Origin of the sequence: Lentibacillus cibarius, from assembly GCF_005887555.1 — a bacterium.
In the GTDB taxonomy this organism is placed as follows: Bacteria; Bacillota; Bacilli; order Bacillales; family Amphibacillaceae; genus Lentibacillus; species Lentibacillus cibarius.
Genome location: NZ_VCIA01000001.1, coordinates 3056200 through 3076620 on the forward strand (window position 1 = coordinate 3056200; position 20421 = coordinate 3076620).

Consider the following 20421-nt stretch of genomic DNA (forward strand, 5'->3'; position numbering starts at 1 on the left):
GGCAGAATGGAGGTGAATTCGGTATGGCACTTCAGCTAATGAAAATTTCCATTGATGGTACGATTGACACGAATGTTGAACCTGATTCAGCAAAATTCTTCTATGTCACAACAGCAGAAACCGCTGCTGGTGATACACTGATCGTTGATGCTGGAGATTTTCTTCAGGATGACGGTTCGACGGCTACGGAGCTTCCAGACCTAGCCACGGATAATAGTTATTACACGGTGTATATTAACGGTGTTGAGCAAATGCAAGGGTTGTCCACTTATACACCTGGAGCCACGGGAACCGGGTCGTTAGAAATTCAAGTTCCGGCCGGGGGTCCGTCCATTAAGGAAAACAGTCCTGTCGTCCTCCACATTGTTAACTTCACACCATCATCCTCAGGAACATTTGAAACCTAGTCAAACGGCAATTATTTCCCCAATGGGCTCCGCCAAGCATATTGGTGGGGCTCTTGAGGAAAAACCTTTAAGTACTGTCTGTTCTTCCTGCTACCCTCATCTATCACAGAAGGGCCCTCATCTACTTGGAATCGTTGGCATCCAGGCTTGCACGGCGCTCGGCTACATAAACGTTCCTTTTTGTATCTATTTTCCTGCAGGCTGATATTTTCCGGGAACAGCACGGATCGTGATGGCCAAACGATTTCAGCTATTGATGGCATTTATAGCATACACCAAGTCAACAAAACCCTTCTTAATAAAATGTTCTCTTACCTCATGATATAACTCATCTGACACATTGTGTACCGATATTTCCGTGATTGCTTCTGTTAGTGCTAAAGCGCTCAAGACCGTTTCGGCCGGATTCAGGTGCTGTTATGGTCTCGAGACGGGCTCTCAAGACCTTTTCAGCCGTTTTCGAGTGCTGTTATGGTCTCGAGGAAGGCTCTCAAGACCTTTTTGACCGGATTCAAGTGCTGTTATGGTCTCGAGGAAGGCTCTCAAGACCTTTTTGACCGGATTCAAGTGCTGTTATGGTCTCGAGACGGGTTCTCAAGACCGTTTCGACCGTTTTCGAGTGCTGTTATGGTCTCGAGAGGGTTTCTCAAGACCGTTTCGGCCGGATTCGAGCGTTGTTTTGGTCTCGAGACGGTTTCTCGAGACCTTTTCAGCCGTTTTCGAGTGCTGTTTTGGTCTCGAGACGGGTTCTCGAGACCTTTTCAACCGGATTCAAGTGCTGTTATGGTCTCGAGGAGGGTTCTCGGGACCGTTTCGACCGATTCCGAGTGCTGTTTTGGTTTCGAGGAGGGTTCTCGAGACTTTTTTGACCGGATTCAAGTGCTGTTATGGTCTCGAGGAAGGCTCTCAAGACCTTTTTGACCGGATTCAAGTGCTGTTATGGTCTCGAGGAAGGCTCTCAAGACCTTTTCGACCGAATTCAAGTGCTGTTTTGGTTTCGAGACAGGCACTCAAGACCTTCATTCACCTCTAAAAAAAATCAAAAGTTGTTGTTATCAATGTATATAAGTATAATGTATCACTTTTATAGTTTTAAATAATTTATTTTTATCGGTGATGGGTGTATTATAATAAGTGAAGCGGGACGAAGAAACGATATCCGCTTCCCCTTGCGGCCACAAGGACAATTATAGTCTCGAAGAGGTGGTTTACGTGTCACAGCAAAAAACGATGGTAGAGAAGCTGGGAGATTGGGTATATGCCGCTAGCTGGGATGATTTGTCATCCGAGGCTAAAGAAGCATTAAAGGGGCGTGTACTGGACTCCGTCGGCTGTGCGATTGGGGCATTAGAGGGAGCGCCGGTCAAAAGCATTCGCCGGCTTACCGATGATCTGGGTGGCAGTCCTTATGTCACTTTGATAGGCGGTGGAAAAACCACACCGGATAACGCAACATTCTACAATGGTGCAGCGATTCGTTACTTGGATTTCAATGATGCGTACTTGGCAAAAGAAGAAACAGGCCATCCATCTGACAATATAGCACCAGTACTAGCTGCTGCAGAATATGCCAATGCGAGTGGGGAGCAATTGTTGCTTGCGCTGGCGGTGGCCTACCAAGTACAGTGCCGGCTTTCCGATATCGCACCAGTACGTAAGAATGGATTTGATCATACCGTCCAAGGTGCCTACGCTGCAGCAGCGGGGGCGGCCAAGGCAATGGGACTGACTGCTGGTGAAATTGCCAATGCAATCGCCATTGCCGGAACTGGATATAACTCATTGCGCGTGACCAGAACAGGCGAATTGTCAAACTGGAAAGGACTCGCCTATCCAAATACCGCGATGGGTGCGGTACATGCGGCCATGCTCGCTAAGTACGGTATAACTGGTCCGCGTGAAGTTTTTGAAGGAAATAAAGGATTCATGGATGCCATTGCTGGTGATTTTACCATGGACTGGTCCAATGAGGATCTTGAGCGTGTAACCAAAACCATTGTGAAACGTTATAACGCCGAAATTCATTCCCAAGCATCGATTGAAGGACTGCTGGAACTGCGTGAACAGGAAAGAATAGCGCCGGAAGCCATCAAGTCCATTCAGCTAAAGACATTTGATGTTGCCTACCATATTATTGGCGGGGGTGAAGAGGGCGATAAAAAACGCATCCGCTATAAAGAAGAAGCAGACCATTCGCTACCGTATATGCTGGCAGCGGCGTACCTGGACGGTCAGGTTATGCCTGAACAATATGAAGCTGCACGCATTAAACGGGATGATATTCAACAGCTGCTGCAAAAAATTGACGTACAGCCAAGTGAAGCGTACAGCGATCGTTTTCCACAAGAAATGGCATGCGATATCACGCTGGAAACAAACGACGGACGAACGCTGACCATGGAAAAAAGTGATTACAAAGGATTTCACACACGCCCGGCCAGCTGGGACGTGCTTATGGAAAAATATAATGGACTAACACGCAACGTGAACAAGACAAATGCTGCGGCTATCGCAAGTACGATACGCGGCTTGGAAAATAAAAACGTTTCTGATTTAACAACACTACTTGAACAAATAACAGTCAGGGAGGCTGAATAATATGAACAATCAACGTGCATTTCAAAACATCCGTATGAACAACAGGCAAATGAAACCACGTAACCAAGGAATCACGGAGGTTCGTGGGCCATACTACACAGTGATGGGCAAGCATTATTTGCAGGATATGCTGGAAACGATGGGTGAGTATATAGATATTCTGAAGTTTTCGGGCGGTTCATTCATGCTTTACCCGGAAGACAAACTGCGCGAATTACTGGATTTGGCACACGTTTATGATGTCAAAGTTTCCACCGGGGGATTTATGGAAACCGTTCTGACGCAAGGACCGGAAGCAGTCGATCATTATTTGCAGGAATGCAAGCGGGTCGGCTTTGACATTATTGAAATATCGACAGGTTTCATTACGATGCCGACCGATGACATTGTTCGGCTGGTGAAAAAAGTGCAGGCTGCCGGATTGCTTGCTAAACCGGAAATAGGTGTCCAGTTCGGAGCAGGCGGCACCAACTCGATTGAAGAAAATGAAGCGGAAGGCGTAACAGACCCGTCGCAAGCAATTGAAGTCGGTAAACGCTGCCTGGACGCCGGAGCTTATATGCTGATGATTGAATCAGAAGGCATCACGGAAAGTGTTCGCTCCTGGAGAACGGAAATCGCCACCCAATTCGCGCGTGAACTCGGTACGGAGAATGTCGTGTTTGAAGCTGCAGATCCGGAAGTGTTTGAGTGGTATGTGAAAAACTACGGTCCGGAAGTGAATGTGTTTGTCGATCATAGTCAAATTGTTCAGCTGGAAGTACTGCGCAGAGGCATCTGGGGAACCAAAGATCTATGGGGCCGTGTCATTACGTTTAATGATGGTGAATGACAAGTGTGAGCAGCAGGGACAGGACATTTTGAAACTGTCCCTGTTTTTTCTATATAAAGGATAGAAAAATTGACGGTTAGAGTAAAATGTTTATGGGAGAACATATACCTCATCTTTGGTGTTGAAGTCGGAAGACTTCTACGCCAAAGATGAGGCCAGCAAGCGAAGCGCGGTAGTTTAAAGGGTGTTTTACATGAAAAAGAGGACCTTTTCTTGTATAGTTAAGTCTGCTACAACAACAACTATAGAAAGAGGTCCTCTAATGAAAGATATCATATCTGCGCTTACAATGAAAGAATTAGAACAAATTACATACCGTGCATTGCAGGAAAGTTTTTCTCAGGTGATGGCACAGACGTTACAGGAAATAGATGAGGCGATTGCTTCAGAAAGGGATAAGCAACGATTTTATTTGAAGGATAAAAGAACATTAAAGTTTGAGTCCGTCTTTGGGCAGGTGGAACTGAAAAGAAATTATTATCAAGATAAAGAGACGGGAAAGTATGTCTATTTATTGGATCAGTATTTAGCTTTTGACGGCACAAAGGGAATGAGTCCGGTGGTGCAAGATTTGGCTATTGAACTGGCTGTAACAGGCGTTTCCTATCGACAGGCTGGGAAGGCAATGGAGAAGCTTTTGGGCTACCCTGTCATCAGTCATGAAGGTATACGCCAGCAGCTTTTGAATACGGAGGTTGTGCCGGAAGAGTCAGTGCCACTCGAACAGGATGTTGTATTCGTGGAGGTGGACGGGCTTTATACGAAAAGCCAAGAGAAAAAGAAAAAAGGCAAGGAAATTAAGATTGCCAGTGTGCATCAGGGCTGGGAAATGAATGGTAAACGAGCAAAGCTGATAGAGAAGCGACATTTCATTCATGAAGGAAATCTGCCGTTCTGGGAAGAATTTGAGCAGTATCTAATGGCTACTTACGAGTATGATCCGACCAGGCACCACCTCGTTATTAATGGGGATGGAGCGAAGTGGATCACATCCTGCCGGGATCATTTCCAGCATAATGCGACCTTTGTCATCGACCGTTTTCATGTTGCCCGGGATGTGCAGCGTTTGTTTCGGGGTCATTCAAGATACCGCTCCATCCGAAAGAAACTAGCAAGCTATGACTGGGAAGGTTTCATGGTGGAATTAAACAGTGCGGTGGGTACGCTTGAAAATGAAAAGAAGGAAGAACGGCTGGAAGAGTTAATTGCCCAGCTTTCCCAATATCCAGAGGCACTGGGAGATTACCGTGAAAAACTAAAAGAGAGGGGCATAGATACAACAGGATTCCGCCCGATGGGGAGTGCAGAGGGAACGATGAGTGTGTTCGCTAGAAGGCTCAAAAACGGGCGTAGTTGGAGTGATAAAGGGCTTGATAAATTCATCGATATCATGGTTGCCCTCAAAGATAATCTGAAGATAAAAACGCTGCAGGGGATACTTGAACAGACGCAGGAATTAATACAGGAAAGCAAAGAAGAAAAGCCGCCTAAACACTTTGTAGAAAAGCTAAAAGAAAGTGCTGCAGAAGCAACACGCAACAATCTGGGTTATCTGAGGCAGGCTATCGGGAAACCAATTACAGACGCATTAAAAGGATTACGGGGAATTTGAAAAAGTAAAAAAGCACCAACTGATTAAAATGATATAAACATGAAACCGTTACCAAAAGTTGACTAAAACAATACAAAAAAGGGACTTGAAAAAAATCTCCCACAAGTACTTGACTCAATCAAATTGACGCACGTCAATGAAGTTTTCCAATCATTGATAGATAATAAGACTATCAAATGGAAGAAAGAAGGATGATCATATGATTAACACTGGTGATTGGGGACTATTTGTAAGTGATTACCCGTTCTTGTTCATCGCAGGATTGATTACGGCAGTTTTAGCCATTGCGCTGAGATCTCCAGTAGTTACAGGGCTGCAAATGCTCTTTATAATGGTTAGCTTTTTTATAGGTGGAATGAATGCAGCTATAGATCCCATATTGCTTATTATTCAAGCAGTGATCAGTCTAAGCGTGTTATATAAGTACGTCAAAGCGGTGGATATGAATGAACAGCTCATCCTGGAAAAGACCCATCAAAAGGCACCCCATCTGATCAAAGAGGAACACCGGGGCAGCCGCTTTTCATTCTGGCATACTAGGTAAGAGAGGACAGGGCAAGGAACTCGTCCCGGGAACGAATGAAGCATGGGAAATACAAGAAAGATAGGAATAATGATATCAAAGCGGGCTTTTTTTCATACACTATTTTTGGGGTGAAAAAATGTCAATCATAAAATACACAAGTAAAGACGTTGATTTAATGGCAAGGATGATGCGAGCGGAGGCCGTTGGTGAAGGAAAAATGGGAATGATGTTTGTCGGAAATGTCATTGTTAACCGTGCGAAAGCGGATTGTTTAGACTTTATCGATGTAAGAACAGCTCGAGAAGTCATTTATCAAGTGCAGGGGGGAAATTATTCCTTTGAAGCTGTTCAAAAGGGAAGTATGTTTTATCAGCCCGCGCGAGATGCTGAAAAACGATTAGCAAGAAAGAACTTGAAATTCTGGAGGCGCCATCCATCGAAATATTCGCTTTGGTATTTCAACCCATTTGCACCATGTCCGCCCACATGGTACGGCCAACCTTTTGCCGGCCAATATAAAAACCATTGCTTCTATGAACCGGCAGCCGGATCATGTGACAGTGTTTATTGAGTGATAAGGGCGACAGGGCGGCCCGCGGGAAGGGCGGCCCACGGGGACAGGTTCATTGGTCCACAAAGGACGATGGACCTGTCCTTTGTGGTTTATATTGGAAAGGAGGCTTCACTGGTGTGAGTCAGGCACTTGCGGCTGTAATATACTTTCATTTTTCAGTATTTTTGGTATACTATTTGTAGAAACACACCCGGTTTATCCATACAAAAATCTGCAAAGGAAGTGCACATATGACCCTCGCTGTATTAGTTAAGGAAAGCCCTTCAACTACACTCACCACGACCAACACTTTTTTTGAGGAATCTCTGGATGCCTTTTTCCGGATGTTCACGACAGGCATGGACGGAAAAAGTTTCACTGAGTGAATTTTGAGACGAGATAAAACTTTTAAAGGAGAATAGGAAAGATGAAACTATTAATCCTTGGCTCCGGTGCGATGGGGAGCTTATTTGCCGGAAAACTAAAACAAAGCGATGTGGACGTCACATTATTCAACCGGCCGAATGACCATGTGAAAGCTATTCATAAAGATGGCCTGCGGATAATCGATTGGGATGGAAATGGGTCAACTGTTGCGCTTTCGACAGCAACCAACCCGGCTGAACTGACCGGTGATTATGATATTGTGCTCGTACTCGTTAAAGCTTTTGCTACAGAAAGCGTCCTTGAAAAAGTTTTACCGGCCATACATAAGAATACGCCGATTATGACGCTGCAAAACGGGATTGGGAATATGGAAACAATTAAAGCTCTGGCACCAGCGAATGACGTCCTCATCGGCGGAACACAAGCCGGAGCAGGAATTGTAGAACCTGGTACCGTTGTTCAACGGGCATGGGGTACGACGTTTATAGGGAATGCGCAACATGGTGCTGATCAGCATTTGCTGGATGAGCTGGCATCGGTTTTTACCGAGAGCGGTCTCAAAACACATGTGTCGGAAAATGTCCAGTCCATTATCTGGAGCAAATTGCTCGTGAATGTGGCATATAACGGATTGACAGCAGTTACCAGACTTACGAATGGGGGCGCCATACGTACCCGGGAAGGTGAAGACATCCTGGCCAACTTGGTGACCGAAGCCGTAAAGGTTGCCAAAGCAAAGGAAATCCCTTTATTGTATAAGGACCCCGTAGCTGAATGCATCCGATTGGGCAAAGAAGAGATTGGCATGAACACATCTTCTATGCTGACCGATGTGCTCCATCAGCGCAAGACAGAAATAGAAGTGATGAACGGTGCCATTGTTGAAGAAGGAATACACCACGGGATCCCAACCCCATATAACGATATGATGGTCAAATTAATAAAAATTATTGAAAATAGTTATTACAAATCCACGTGAGAACCAGAGGGACAGGCTCATTGGTCCATGTGCTTGTCATGAGAACCAAGGGGACAGTGAGAACCAAGGGGACAGGAACCTCGGTCCAGTTGCGCTTGTCACGGTGGCTACAGTTCTTTTAAAAACCACGTGTCCATTGTATGATGTGTTGAACCATCCAGTGCAGTTTCCAGTCGTTGGAAGCCAAACTGAACGTATAAGCTGTTGGCTGCCTGGAGTATTTCCATGGTTTCAAGATAACAATGCGTATAATACTTCCTCGCAAAGTCTAGTGCTGTTTTCATTAATTCTTTTGACAGCCCCATACCTTGAGCAGCAGGTGCGATATATAGCTTTTGCAGCTCGCAAACTCCCTTCTCTTCCGGGAATGGTGCAATGCCAACGCCGCCAACCACTTCATCTTGTTCATTCACTGCAACCCAGTACTTTGCATAGGGTTGCTGCTTGTAAAATTGTGCCAGATTACGCAGCTGTGGATCAAAATAAGCCGTTCCCGGAATATCTAAACCAACTGATTCCAGGGAGCGCTTAATAATTTGCTCCATAGGTTTATTATCCCTTTCTTCCATCTCCCGAATCTGCATTCATACTACCTCCCATTCATTGGACCAGAGGGACAGGAAAACTGGTCCATTATGTATTGGCCCGCGGTTCCTGTCCCTCTGGACCACCCCATTCAATGGACCACCTGCCCCTTTGGACCACTTTCTATCTCCCGCAGCACTTCTTATACTTTTTGCCGCTTCCGCATGGACATGGATCATTCCGGCCGACTTTCTTTCTGGATTGGAAATCAACGACATTGTCTGTATGACCGGGGGATGAGCGCCAATTTCCTTTTTCCAGCTGATGTACTTCCTTTGCGGTAAATCCTTTTAAAAACCATTGTCTGGTGTTGTTGGACAGGTTGATGAGATGGTCCATAAATAACTTTACATCATCTATTCCTTTCATCTCGAATTGCTGTTGAAGTAAGTGCAGGATATCATTTGGTGATTCTCCAAGTTTAACGCCATGTGCACATTGATCAACAGTCATCTCTGCCTCTTCGCGTGAAACCTTATAATGCTGGGTAATAAATTTTTCGAATTGCTTAAAACTGTTGTTTTGTTCCATGTAGTCCGGCACACCAGCGGCAATTAGTTCTGACTTTGAGAACGGATAATAAGGAATCCCCGGTCGCTTATTCTGTTCGTTCAGTATGTGTTCCGGATTAAAAGCGTCGATATGGGAAAACCCATTCCAATCAGATCTGATTTCTTCATAGTAGTCTTCCGCTTCGTTTATAACCTTGAAAAAATCAAGTGAATCTCCCATTTCAAAGGCTGAATATTTTTTTACCATTTCAATTAACTTTGAATTAGAAAGTACGCCATAGTAGTACAAAAGCCCATGCGTCAGCTTAATCCACTCTGTATTCCTATCAATGGTTGTCTTTATATTTGAATGGTCAATGGATTGAAAAGCTGCCATAAGCTCGTCCGGAATGACCGCAACTTTTTCTCCATTATAACTTCCTGTAAAAACAAGACCATGGTTGCCAAGTTTTTTTAGTGTTTCAAGCGGTAGGTGTTCTGCGTTGACGGATCCGCCTTGGTTAGCAATCTTTTCGATGATACTGAATCTCTCTGTATCTATCGTTAAACATATTTTTTCGAACCTTGATGGGATTACCTGTTGTAAGAGCTGGATCAATTGCTCTTTCTTCAAACTGCTTGCGTTTTTAATGTCCAGTTTTTGACGTATGCTGGTGAGCTCATCCTTCGTCAATCTGGACAACGCGGCATTCAGGCTAATTGGAACCTGGATGTCACGCCAAATACGTTTCCATTCTTTGTTTTCCATATCAGCTCGGGCTTTCTTAGCGCCGTCCAGCGCACTCATCAGATTCTCTTGTAGTTCTTTATTATCAGTCCGATTACTCATATTCATCATCTCCAAACTATCCAGCTGCCTGGTGTTTGTAACCATTCGGAATTGCTCCGGTGCCTAGTACTAATATACTTGTTAATCTTTGTTTTCGTCCAGTCCCGGGCGCTGCTTTACATTCGGCCTGTGCCGCGCGACTTTCCTCAGACCAGAGGGACAGGAAACCTGGTCCACCATATATTGGAAAATGGCCCATGGTTCCTGTCCCTCTGGTTCCCTCATACCATTTCTGCCTAGTCATACCGTGCAACAATCTCTCCATTTTGATCAAGCAGCAGGTTGTCTATTAGTCTGGCCTTGTCAAAGTAAACGGCGGCAGCAAGAATGACCTGCTGATTAATCGTTGTCACAGGTTTTAGGGACGGGTAACTGAGCAGTTCCACATAATCGATTGTTCCTGATAGGTTCTGTTGCATGATTTCTGTTACTGCACGAACAACCTGGTCTGGGTGTTGTTCGCCGTGATGGATGAGCTGTTGTCCATGCTGCAATCCTTTATAAAGCCAAATGGCCTCGTTTCGCTCCTGGTCGGTCAGATTAACATTGCGGCTGCTTTTCGCCAATCCGTCTGCTTCCCGAACTGTTGACAATCCAACTAATTCAATGGGAAAATTTAAATCCTCAATTAAGGCATCCACAACGGCTAGTTGCTGGGCATCTTTTAAGCCGAAATATACTTTGTGCGGACTGACGATATGGAATAGTTTCGTTAATACGGTAAGTACACCTTCAAAATGACCGGGGCGGGAGCGGCCGCATAAGACGTCGGTCCGATCGGTGATTCCTAGTTGAATGAGTGTTGGCTTAGGATACATTTCAGCGGCGGCTGGGATGAACAACACGTCAACGCCTGCTTCCTCTGCCTGACGTGCATCCGCCTGTTCATCTCTTGGATACCTTTCATAATCTTCATTGGGGCCGAACTGTAATGGATTAACAAAGATACTGGCCACGACGATATCATTTTCCTTACTCGCTTCCCGCATCAGACTTAGATGTCCTTCATGCAGATACCCCATGGTAGGTACGAAACCAATCTGCTTCTTTTGCAACCTGTAATCGCTCATTAATTGTTTCATATCCGGAATCGAACGGATGACCTTCATGTTATCTCTCCTCACTCAGTGTCAGGTAATGAATCATGGCTCTTAGCCAAAAAGGAATGGGCGTCAGTAGGAAACTTTTCCTGTTTTACATCCGACATGTACGCTTTCAACGCTTCTGTCCCATGATCATTAAAATCCGCATAAGACTTCACGAATTTTGGTAGACGGTCGACACCGTATTTTAGAATATCGTGATAGACAAGCACTTGGCCGTCACAATCCACACCCGCCCCAATTCCGATGGTAGGGATGCTGATAGATTGACTCACCATTGCTGCAAGTTGTTTCGGAACGCATTCTAAAACAAGCGCAGCAGCTCCATGCTCGGCCACTTTTTTAGCGTCATCGAGCAGCTTTTGTCCAGCGTCTTTATCTTTTCCCTGTACTTTAAACCCGCCCAGCACATTGACGGACTGGGGTGTTAATCCTATATGTGCAATAACCGGGATTCCCGCTTCTGTTAAGCGCCGGATGAGAATAAGGATGTCGTCGGATGCGCCCTCAACTTTCAAACTTTGCGCGTTCGTTTCCTGAAAAAGCTTTTTCGCATTCCTTAATGAGTCCTCAAGTGAGATATGATAAGACATGAAAGGCATGTCCACCGCAGTGAATGTATTCGGTGCGCCGCGTTTGACTGCCTTTGCGTGGTGGATCATATCTTCCAGCTGGACTTCAACAGTAGACTCATAACCGAGCACCACCATTCCCAGCGAGTCACCAACGAGAATCATATCCATTCCGGCTTGCTCCGCCTGTTTGGCAGAAGGGTAATCATATGCTGTAACCATCGAAATCTTTTCCTTGTTTGCTTTCATATGTTTCAAATCTAGTATACTGAGCATTAAAATCCCTCTCCGTTTATATGATTCAGAACTATTTGATATTGATTATTATACAAAAAAGGGGGGCAAATGTATATAGGAAAAAGCGATGCAGTAACAGTCCTTGAGTCGAAGCGCTAGTTAAACAATTAGAAAAAGTATGTTATTATAACATGTGAAGTGTGCTTCAAACATGGGGGTGTAACCTCTATTTAATGCACTTACAAAATGAAGAAAGTGGGAGTAATTATTAGTTCTGCAAGTCTTGCAAGAAAATTAGTTTGGTTAAGCGTGACCCTTATGCTAGTGTTATCGGCTTGCGATGGGGATCAGAAGCAGGAAAGCAAAAGCAATCAGGAAAGTCAAAATGAAGACGAGCAAAAAACAATTTCCATCGGGTTAGACCCTTATGATTATGCAACGGTTCCGGCATATCTTTCTAAGGAGATTTTGGAACAAGTTGGGTATGAAGTGGAGATTGAGGAGGGGCAAGTTGGCATATTGTATGAAGCATTGTCCAACGAGGGTATTGATGCATTTATTGATATCTGGTCGCCCAATCTGCACAGCTCCTATTTAAAGAAATATAAAAATGATTTCGAAGTAGCGGGTACACTTTACTCTGAGATGCCGCTTGGCGTAGCTGTCCCAACCTATATGGAAGATGTGAATGCTATTCCGGATTTGAAAAAGTATCAGGACAAATTTGATGGGCAGGTATATGCCATCGATCCGGGAAGCGGGATGGCACAAACGACCAAGAAGATGGTAGAAGCCTACAACATGCAGGATTTTGAGATTAAAAACAGCAGTACTGCCGCGATGCTTGCTCAAGCCGAAAGTACTATGGCTGATAAAGGTGGCGTTGTTTTTAACGCCTGGCGTCCGCACCCGATGTTTACTAGATTGGATATCAAATTTCTGGATGATCCTAAAAATGTTTGGAAATTGGATGATGTTCAAATTGGCGTTACAGACGACTTAAAAGAACAGTCACCTACAGCTTATACACTGTTTTCCAATATGAAGCTGACGCTGGATATGGTTGAAAAATGGCAAATCGGCCTTTCAGAAGAAAAAGAACCGGAAGAATTAGCTAAAGCCTGGGTGAAGAACCATCAGGATAAGGTGGATAAATGGCTAGAGAAATAGTGATGCAGCAGCCGCGTCCAAGTTAGAGGATAGCGGCTGCTGTTATTAACGGTGGGTGATTTGGCTATTTCGTTGTAACGACGATCTATAATACGTTAGTAATTGACACTACACTGCAATTAATTCAATAATTAAAAATTGTCTGATGAAGTGAGTAGTGGTAACATTAAAAATAACAATCACCGTTTCGACGTAATGTAGGGAAAACATAGGGAGGTAGGGCTTTATGAAAGCATTATATTTATCTGGTACAGCATTTGATATTGGAAAACAACATGGAACACAAGCCAAGGAAGAGGTTCACCACAGCTTGGATTCTTATGAAAGGTTGTTTTGGTATGAAGCAAATATGAAATGGAAGCATGCGATTGAATTAGGAAAGTTGCATCTTGATTACATCGAAAAGACAAATATTGCTCTTTTGGATGAAATGGAAGGGATTGCAAAAGGAGCTTCCGTCAGTTTTCATGATATTTTAGCTTTAAATGCCAGAAGTGAAATAGCTTTAACCAATAATAAAAGTGACGGCTGTACAAGTGTGGCATTAATGCCTACGATAGCAGAAAGTGCATTTTTAGGACAGACTTGGGATTGGCGAGCATCTCAATCAAAAAGCTTGATCTTCACTAATATTAAGCAAAATGATGCACCTGAGATCAATATGGTGACTGAAGGTGGGATCATTGGGAAAATTGGCTTAAACGCTTACGGATTAGGGGTTTGTTTGAATGCGTTACGTGCCAATATGAAGTCGAATAAATTGCCGGTTCATTTAGGCTTAAGAGAGATTCTTAATTCAATAGATCTGAATGAGGCACTTGAAAAAATAAGGGATCAAAAAATAGCTTCTTCTGCAAATTTCTTAATTGCTCAATGCGATAAATCGGGCGCAAAGGCAACCAATGTCGAAATATCCCCTGTTGGAGAAGACAGAAAAACAACGCGAGATAACTTTTTATATCACACGAATCACTTTTGTTCAGCAAGACTTGTCGATCAAATAGGAAAAGAAAAACTGAATACAACAGAAAATACATTTTACAGAGCTAGTAGGATTAAAAAGCTGATAAATAATACAATTAATGATAAAAAGATTATTACTACAGATATAATTAGACAATGGTTTTCTGATCATGAACATTATCCGAATTCGATTTGCAGGCATATGGAAGAGGATTCATCAGAATATACAAGTACGGTTACAGCCTTTTCTATCATTATGGATTTGAACAAACATAACTTGTATCTCATGGAAGGGCAGGCTTGCAATCCTAGCGAAATAGCTAATTTCCATTTTAATTGAGTAAAAAAGGGGCCCTGGACGTATAACCAGAGCCTCTTCGTTTCAGTTAAATTTTTTACTTTCCGTTGTATTACGCAATACTTCATCCAAATTCACATCAAAGCCAATTCCCGGTTTATCCGGCACCGTAAGTAGTCCATTCTCCACAACCACTTCCGGATCTATAATATCTTTATGCCAATATCTAGCGGACGATGCCGTATCACCTGGCAGGGTGAAGTTGGCTAGAGAGGTGATTGCAATATTATGTGCCCGTCCCACACCTGATTCCAGCATTCCACCACACCACATAGGGATATTTTCTTGTTTACATAGGTCATGGATTTTTTTAGCTTCGGTTAAGCCACCAACCCTGCCGACTTTTAAATTAATAATTTTTCCACTGCCGATTTCAACCGCTTTTCTGGCATCTTCATAAGAGTGGATACTTTCATCGAGACAAATCGGTGTTTCCATTTCTTTTTGCAACTTTGCGTGATCGATCAGGTCACCGGCTGTTAGCGGCTGTTCAATCATCATTAGATTAAATCTATCCATTTCTTTCAATGTCGGAATATCATCTAAGGTATAGGCTGAATTTGCATCTACCATTAATGGGATATCCGGGAATTGTTTCCTAACCTCTGCAAGAACATTTACATCTTTTCCTGGTTTAATCTTAATTTTAATTCTTTTATATCCTTCTTCTGTTTTTTGTTTAATATTGTTTAGCAAGGTATGAATATCTTCTTCAATTCCCAGACTTACCCCGACTTCAATAGTTGACTTAACGCCGCCCAAAGCTTCGGCTAAGGTCATATCTTTTGATTTAGCATATAAGTCCCAAACTGCAGCTTCTAATGCTGATTTGGCCAAGTGATTGCGCTTGTATGCTTTAAACCTGTCTTGTAGTTCGTCTGGATGCTCAATTTTAGTCTTTAAAACAGCAGGTATAAGGAATTTTTCAAGCATCATCCAGCTTGCGTCTGTAAACTCCTCAATGTATAAAGGGCGTTCTGTTGTTACGCATTCACCCCAGCCAGACAAATCATTTTCATTTTTTACTTCCACCAGTATAAATTTTCGGTTTTGTTCCGTTCCGAAGCTAGTGGTAAATGGATTTCTCATTTTCATGGTTATTTTATATAAGTTGATTTCTTTAATATACACGTTTAACTATCTCCTTTTACATTGGTCCCCAATTAATTAACACGGCAATTGATAAGTAAATCATGCCAATGACATACCAAATTAATGCTAGTGGAATTGCGAATTTGATCCATTTTGTCCAAGGGATTCCTGCAATTGCCAAGTTCGCCATCAAAACTCCCGATAGAGGTGTAATCATGTTTGTGAATCCGTCCCCCATTGAGTATGCTTGAACCGCAACTTGACGCGGAATTTCCATGATATCAGCAAGAGGTGTCATAATTGGCATCACAATTGCGGCCTGTCCACTTCCTGAAGAAACGATCAGATTGAATATTCCATTCCCTATAAAGAGTGCGATTGCACCGGCTACACTTGAAAAGGACCCCATTGCAACAGACATGCCTTGGACTATTGTATCCAATACCATGCTGTTTTCCAGGATGACAACAATGGATCTTGCCATACCAATGATTAAAGCTCCATAGACAACCCCCTTACAACCATTCATGAATTCTGAAACCATCGTATTGGATCCCATCCTAGTTACAATTGCTGTCACTATAGCGATGGCAATGAAAACACCGGCCATTTCATTGATGGACCAACCCAGCTGGAAAACACCGAAGACGTAAGTGCCAATGCCAAGCCCTAGGATGACCAGTACTAGTTTCTGCGTGTTTGTTAATACTGACGATACTTCGTCCATATTCTTCTCTTCAAGCTTTGGAAATCTATTTTCTTTAAGAATACTATTCTCAGGGTTTTTCTTCACTTTGTTAGAGTACCAAGTAATATACAAGATGGAAGAAGTTAATATCGTTAAATAGATAAGAATACGGTATCCTAGTCCTGAGAATAAAGGAAGTTCAGCAATTTGCTGAGCAAAACCAGTTGTTAATGGATCTAAAAAGCCAATTGAGAATCCGGAATAGGCACCAAGATAAATGATTGCGACTCCAACAATAGCATCCATTTTCATTGCTCTAGCAAGAACAATGCCAATTGGAATAAAGGCAATAACAGCGTTGACGACAATACCGAGACCGCCAAAAATGGAAAATACGATTGCTACCATTGTTATAAGAAGCCACTCTTTATTCTTCGTTTTATTTATTGTTTTCATAATCATTGTGTCAATTGCACCAGTACTTTCAATAACGGAGAAAGCACCGCCAATAATCAATACCAAAAATATTATGCTTGCTCCCCCGATTAATCCTTCCTGAATGGATCTAAATACCTCGATGACACTGGCTGGCTGTTGTTCAATCTGTTCAAAACTGCCTGGAATGACGACAGAGGTACCATTTTCGGATGTCTCTCGATCAAACGATCCTGCTGGAATGATGTACGTTGCAATTGCGGCAAGAAGCAATATGACGAACAAAATAACATAGGCATCAGGCAGTTCGAATTTTTTCTTTTTCTTTGGATTTTCGTTTACTTCCATATTTGAATCCTGCAATGGTTCATTACCCATTTGTTTCCCTCCCATAGAAAATTATTTTTGAAAATTAAAAGTTGAAACAAATTATAATATAGTTTATACTTCAAATCAAGATAGAATAATGTAAAAACTTCAAAAAGTGGTGAAATGATGTGGAGCCAAGTTTTATAGAAGAAACAAATAAACACTTTTCGACGCTGACAAAAGGGCTTAGGAAAGTGGGGGACTATTTGTTATCGGATCCGATGATTTTTGCTATACATCCTGCCAAAAAGGTAGGTCAAATTATTGGTGTGAGTGAAACTACTGTTCTTCGTTTTTGCAATACGATTGGATACACAAGTTACAACATTCTGCAAAAAGATGTTCGAAAATATTTATTGGATCTAAATCAAAGACCAATAGATGGGTTGGAGGAAAATATAGAAACCAATAATCTTGCTGAGAGCATGAAAGTAGATATCAACAACCTAAAGGGAACGATTGAACACCTGTATTTGGAAGAGATAGAAAATGCTATAGAAACAATAATTGATAGTGAGCGTATAACTGTTGCTGGTTACTATCAATCATTCACTTTTGCCCATTGGCTGTATTTTAACTTGAATTATGTACTAGGGAACGTATCGTTATACAGACCTGAAAATGATGCGGGAATTCTGGATATATTACCCAAAAAATCTTGTGTTATTATCTTTTCCTATTACCGGTATGCCCTTGATACAATTAGGCTAGCGGAAGAGGCAAAAAATAAAAATATTAAAGTTATAGCCATAACCGATTCGCGCGTGTCACCAATTGTTAAATATGCTGATACTGTATTAACGATTAATATAAGCAATAAATCATTGATTAATAAAGGCCCGATTACGCTAAGTCTTATTAATGCTTTGTTAAATGAAGTTATTCAGCGGGTAAAAGAGCGGGGAAAGATAAGGTTTACATATAAATATTTAATAAAGGATGGCGAAGATTAATGAGTAACAAAACAATTGAAAAAAAGATTACAGCTACTTTCCAATATCTGCATGAGAATGCTGAAATTAGCTGGGAAGAAGTTCAGACCACGAAGTATATTGAGGGAATATTAAGAGAAAGTGGATGTGTTGTCAGGACTTTCGATGATTGTACAGGAGTGATAGGGGACTATGGTAACTTTAATGGTGATTTGCCAATAGTTGCTGTACGTGCCGATATTGATGCCCTATGGCAAGAAGTGGACGGGGTTTTTCAGGCAAATCATTCATGCGGTCATGACGCACATATGTCTATGGTATTAGGGTTATTATGGCGGTTAGAACAAGAAAAAGACTTGGCGGATAAGGTAGCTGTGAGATTTATTTTTCAGCCGGCAGAGGAAAAAGGTGCCGGAGCATTAAAGATGGTTGAAAAAAGAGTTGTAGATGATGTTGATTATTTGTTCGGAATACATTTGCGACCTGTGCAGGAAACAGAAATGGGACACGCTTCTCCGGTCATCGTACATGGAGCAACTAAAACATACAAAGGGATAATTAAAGGTGAAGATGCCCATGGAGCACGCCCTCATCTTAACCATAATGCCATCGAAATTGGTACCCAGTTAGTAAATATGATCAGACAAATTCACATTGATCCGCTTGTTCCTCATTCAGTCAAAATGACGGCTTTGCAGTCTGGAGGGGAAAGCGCGAATATTATTCCTGGCAAAGCAACTTTTTCACTGGATTTGAGAGCTCAAACAAATGAAGCAATGGAGAAGTTGGATTCAAAAGTTAATCACATTATCGATACGCTTAAAAATCTGTACGAAACAGATATAGAACTTAAAAGTACAGGAGAAATAGCTGCTGCTAAATTAAATAGTGATGCCATCGAAATTATGGGAACGGCTATAGAAGATAGTCTTGGAAGAGAGGGGGTTGACGAGCCGTTACAAACGCCCGGCGGTGATGACTTTCATTATTATACTATTAAAAAGCCTTCTCTAAAAGCAACCATGCTTGGTTTAGGATGTGACTTGAAGCCGGGACTCCACCACCCGAAAATGGCCTTTGACAAAAAAGCACTGTTAAATGGAACTGATATTTTGTATAAGGCTGTTAAAAACGTATATTCCTTATAAATGAACCCGGTGGAGAAGAATACTAGCTAAAAGGCGAAATCAAAGTATAAATTGTTGAACGATAAACCTGGGGGGGATAAATGACCCTAGGGTTATTTTGTTTAATTGAAACATTATTTCAATCCCACCTTCAATAACAAAAGAATACTAGCATTGCTCCTGTAATAATATAGTAAAAAGGGAAGGTACCGGTGAGAAAAATGGTCCACATGGATAGGGGGAGTCCCTTGCATGATGGCGTTTGCTAAGGTTCCTTTCAATGGTGGTGTCGTCTTAGATTATTATTCTCATATTATTCACAGATGGGGGTTAAGCAATGACAGAAGAAACGGGTTTTGTTTGTGATGAAAGTTATTTTTGGCACCAGACCGGAAACGGCGCGTTAAATATCCGCTCTGGCGGCTGGGTTCAACCGGACACACATGCGGAAAATCCGGAATCGAAGCGGCGTGTCAAAAATTTACTGGAACGCAGCAAATTTATGAATGAGTTAAAGCCAATAGAACCGAGATCGGCAACCGCAAAAGAAATCGAATTGGTTCATCGCGCGAATTATATAAAGGAAGTTCGACAGTTAAGTGAGGCAGGCGGTGGGGATGCCGGTATTCATGCGATTGTTGGTCCGGATTCTTATGAGATTGCTTTGAAGTCAGCAGGAGGCGCGTTAACGGCTGTGGATGCGGTGATGAACGATACGGTGAAAACGGCATATGCGCTTGTCCGGCCGCCGGGTCATCATGCCGAACCTGGAGAAGGGGCTGGCTTTTGCCTCTTTAATAATGTAGCAATTGCAGCAAAATATGCACGTGAAACATATGGGCTGAAGCGGATCCTGATTTTGGATTGGGATGTGCATCATGGCAATGGTACCGAAACAGCTTTTTATCATGATCCTGACGTATTATTTATTTCGATACATCAAGAAAATATTTTTCCAAAAGGTCGGGGATCGATGACGGATGTTGGTGAAGGTGAGGGAGAAGGCAGGAATGTAAATATTGAATTGCCGGCTGGTACAGGAGATGAAGGATACCTTTATGCCTTTGATCATATGATTGCGCCCATCGTTGATCAATTTCAACCAGAATTGATTCTCGTTTCCGCAGGCCAGGATGCCAGTCGTTTTGACCCATTAGGCCGGATGCTTGTGACCGCGGCAGGCTATTACGAGATGGCTAAAAGGGTAAAATCATTAGCTGCTAAACATTGTCACGGACGTGTTGTTGCTTGTCACGAAGGCGGGTATAGCACGGCCTATGTCCCTTTTTGTACGTTACGCGTGCTGGAAGCATTACGAGGCAAACGTAGTCAAGTTGATGATCCGTTTGACCAAGGGTATCATGAAGGTCCGATTTATCCGCATCAAAAGGAAGCCGTGCAGCGAGCGATTGACTTGCAATCGACGTATTGGGAGCTTTTTTGACCCCGGTAATTTTAAAGAACGTAATATTTTTTATCGGCGTACTAGCTTGTTAATTTTGCCTATACGCTATTTATAATGCATATAAAAAACTTATGTGATATAATGTTCTAA

General features: G+C 42.6%; 18 protein-coding genes. 12 read left to right on the forward strand and 6 right to left on the reverse strand.

Annotated elements, in window-relative coordinates; all coding sequences use genetic code 11:
* The first annotated feature begins 23 nt into the window (after positions 1–23).
* From FFL34_RS14975 to FFL34_RS15005, 7 genes are all read left to right on the forward strand, one after another.
* Complete coding sequence (locus FFL34_RS14975) at positions 24–407, forward strand: DUF4183 domain-containing protein (protein WP_138604136.1); 384 nt, start codon at positions 24–26, stop codon at positions 405–407.
* Positions 408–1619: 1212 nt separating this feature from the next.
* Positions 1620–3005: an MmgE/PrpD family protein gene (locus FFL34_RS14980; protein ID WP_199799056.1), complete on the forward strand. Its 1386-nt coding sequence runs from the start codon at positions 1620–1622 to the stop codon at positions 3003–3005.
* 1 nt (position 3006) lies between these two features.
* Positions 3007–3837, forward strand: a complete 831-nt coding sequence (locus FFL34_RS14985) for a phosphosulfolactate synthase (RefSeq protein WP_138604137.1) — start codon at positions 3007–3009, stop codon at positions 3835–3837.
* 262 nt (positions 3838–4099) lie between these two features.
* The gene (locus tag FFL34_RS14990) at positions 4100–5449 is read left to right on the forward strand and encodes an ISLre2 family transposase (RefSeq protein WP_234031459.1); all 1350 of its coding nucleotides are present in this window, start codon (positions 4100–4102) and stop codon (positions 5447–5449) included.
* A gap of 199 nt (positions 5450–5648) precedes the next feature.
* On the forward strand, positions 5649–5993 hold the full coding sequence (locus tag FFL34_RS14995) for a hypothetical protein (protein WP_138604138.1): 345 nt from the start codon (positions 5649–5651) through the stop codon (positions 5991–5993).
* 118 nt (positions 5994–6111) lie between these two features.
* On the forward strand, positions 6112–6546 hold the full coding sequence (locus FFL34_RS15000) for a cell wall hydrolase (protein WP_138604139.1): 435 nt from the start codon (positions 6112–6114) through the stop codon (positions 6544–6546).
* 409 nt (positions 6547–6955) lie between these two features.
* Complete coding sequence (locus tag FFL34_RS15005; protein ID WP_138604140.1) at positions 6956–7894, forward strand: ketopantoate reductase family protein; 939 nt, start codon at positions 6956–6958, stop codon at positions 7892–7894.
* A 107-nt stretch (positions 7895–8001) separates the two neighbouring features.
* Here the strand turns inward: FFL34_RS15005 and FFL34_RS15010 are convergent, their stop codons facing one another.
* The 4 genes from FFL34_RS15010 to panB form a co-directional block, all read right to left on the reverse strand.
* Complete coding sequence (locus tag FFL34_RS15010; protein WP_138604141.1) at positions 8002–8478, reverse strand: GNAT family N-acetyltransferase; 477 nt, start codon at positions 8476–8478, stop codon at positions 8002–8004.
* 124 nt (positions 8479–8602) lie between these two features.
* On the reverse strand, positions 8603–9865 hold the full coding sequence (locus tag FFL34_RS15015; RefSeq protein ID WP_138604142.1) for an SEC-C metal-binding domain-containing protein: 1263 nt from the start codon (positions 9863–9865) through the stop codon (positions 8603–8605).
* Between the two features lie 191 nt (positions 9866–10056).
* A complete protein-coding gene (panC, locus tag FFL34_RS15020; RefSeq protein WP_138604143.1) occupies positions 10057–10929 on the reverse strand; it encodes a pantoate--beta-alanine ligase in 873 nt (290 codons plus the stop codon).
* A gap of 11 nt (positions 10930–10940) precedes the next feature.
* Positions 10941–11771: a 3-methyl-2-oxobutanoate hydroxymethyltransferase gene (gene panB / locus FFL34_RS15025; RefSeq protein ID WP_138604144.1), complete on the reverse strand. Its 831-nt coding sequence runs from the start codon at positions 11769–11771 to the stop codon at positions 10941–10943.
* 279 nt (positions 11772–12050) lie between these two features.
* Here panB and FFL34_RS15030 point away from each other — a divergent pair, with 279 nt between their 5' ends.
* The gene (locus tag FFL34_RS15030) at positions 12051–12902 is read left to right on the forward strand and encodes a glycine betaine ABC transporter substrate-binding protein (protein ID WP_171046403.1); all 852 of its coding nucleotides are present in this window, start codon (positions 12051–12053) and stop codon (positions 12900–12902) included.
* A 226-nt stretch (positions 12903–13128) separates the two neighbouring features.
* A complete protein-coding gene (locus FFL34_RS15035) occupies positions 13129–14205 on the forward strand; it encodes a C45 family autoproteolytic acyltransferase/hydolase (protein WP_138604146.1) in 1077 nt (358 codons plus the stop codon).
* A 42-nt stretch (positions 14206–14247) separates the two neighbouring features.
* On the opposite strand, the gene menC is transcribed toward FFL34_RS15035, so the two are convergent.
* The gene (menC, locus tag FFL34_RS15040) at positions 14248–15354 is read right to left on the reverse strand and encodes an o-succinylbenzoate synthase (RefSeq protein WP_138604147.1); all 1107 of its coding nucleotides are present in this window, start codon (positions 15352–15354) and stop codon (positions 14248–14250) included.
* Positions 15355–15370: 16 nt separating this feature from the next.
* On the reverse strand, positions 15371–16816 hold the full coding sequence (locus FFL34_RS15045) for a YfcC family protein (protein WP_234031520.1): 1446 nt from the start codon (positions 16814–16816) through the stop codon (positions 15371–15373).
* Positions 16817–16935: 119 nt separating this feature from the next.
* Between FFL34_RS15045 and FFL34_RS15050 the strand changes: the two genes are divergently transcribed.
* The 3 genes from FFL34_RS15050 to FFL34_RS15060 all read left to right on the forward strand — a co-directional run bounded on the left by FFL34_RS15050 (position 16936) and on the right by FFL34_RS15060 (position 20310).
* Positions 16936–17760, forward strand: coding sequence for a MurR/RpiR family transcriptional regulator (locus FFL34_RS15050; RefSeq protein WP_129676677.1), 825 nt, complete (start codon positions 16936–16938; stop codon positions 17758–17760).
* Positions 17760–18887 carry a M20 peptidase aminoacylase family protein gene (locus tag FFL34_RS15055; protein WP_138604148.1) on the forward strand — a complete coding sequence of 376 codons (1128 nt, stop codon included), beginning with the start codon at positions 17760–17762 and terminating at the stop codon, positions 18885–18887. The genes FFL34_RS15050 and FFL34_RS15055 overlap by 1 nt, the downstream gene beginning before the upstream one ends.
* 316 nt (positions 18888–19203) lie before the next feature.
* On the forward strand, positions 19204–20310 hold the full coding sequence (locus FFL34_RS15060; protein ID WP_138604149.1) for a class II histone deacetylase: 1107 nt from the start codon (positions 19204–19206) through the stop codon (positions 20308–20310).
* The last annotated feature ends 111 nt before the right edge of the window (positions 20311–20421 follow it).

Bases quoted from the DNA above. Each gene is read 5' to 3' on its own strand.
- FFL34_RS14985 (WP_138604137.1), top strand. From the start codon at position 3,007: ATGAACAATCAACGTGCATTTCAAAACATCCGTATGAACAACAGGCAA.
- FFL34_RS15005 (WP_138604140.1), top strand. From the start codon at position 6,956: ATGAAACTATTAATCCTTGGCTCCGGTGCGATGGGGAGCTTATTTGCC.
- FFL34_RS15030 (WP_171046403.1), top strand. From the start codon at position 12,051: ATGCTAGTGTTATCGGCTTGCGATGGGGATCAGAAGCAGGAAAGCAAA.
- FFL34_RS15035 (WP_138604146.1), top strand. From the start codon at position 13,129: ATGAAAGCATTATATTTATCTGGTACAGCATTTGATATTGGAAAACAA.
- FFL34_RS15015 (WP_138604142.1), bottom strand. From the start codon at position 9,865: ATGGTTACAAACACCAGGCAGCTGGATAGTTTGGAGATGATGAATATG.
- FFL34_RS15045 (WP_234031520.1), bottom strand. From the start codon at position 16,816: ATGGGTAATGAACCATTGCAGGATTCAAATATGGAAGTAAACGAAAAT.
- panC (WP_138604143.1), bottom strand. From the start codon at position 10,929: ATGAAGGTCATCCGTTCGATTCCGGATATGAAACAATTAATGAGCGAT.
- FFL34_RS15000 (WP_138604139.1), top strand. From the start codon at position 6,112: ATGTCAATCATAAAATACACAAGTAAAGACGTTGATTTAATGGCAAGG.
- FFL34_RS14990 (WP_234031459.1), top strand. From the start codon at position 4,100: ATGAAAGATATCATATCTGCGCTTACAATGAAAGAATTAGAACAAATT.
- FFL34_RS14975 (WP_138604136.1), top strand. From the start codon at position 24: ATGGCACTTCAGCTAATGAAAATTTCCATTGATGGTACGATTGACACG.
- FFL34_RS14995 (WP_138604138.1), top strand. From the start codon at position 5,649: ATGATTAACACTGGTGATTGGGGACTATTTGTAAGTGATTACCCGTTC.
- FFL34_RS15010 (WP_138604141.1), bottom strand. From the start codon at position 8,478: ATGCAGATTCGGGAGATGGAAGAAAGGGATAATAAACCTATGGAGCAA.
- FFL34_RS15055 (WP_138604148.1), top strand. From the start codon at position 17,760: ATGAGTAACAAAACAATTGAAAAAAAGATTACAGCTACTTTCCAATAT.
- panB (WP_138604144.1), bottom strand. From the start codon at position 11,771: ATGCTCAGTATACTAGATTTGAAACATATGAAAGCAAACAAGGAAAAG.
- FFL34_RS15060 (WP_138604149.1), top strand. From the start codon at position 19,204: ATGACAGAAGAAACGGGTTTTGTTTGTGATGAAAGTTATTTTTGGCAC.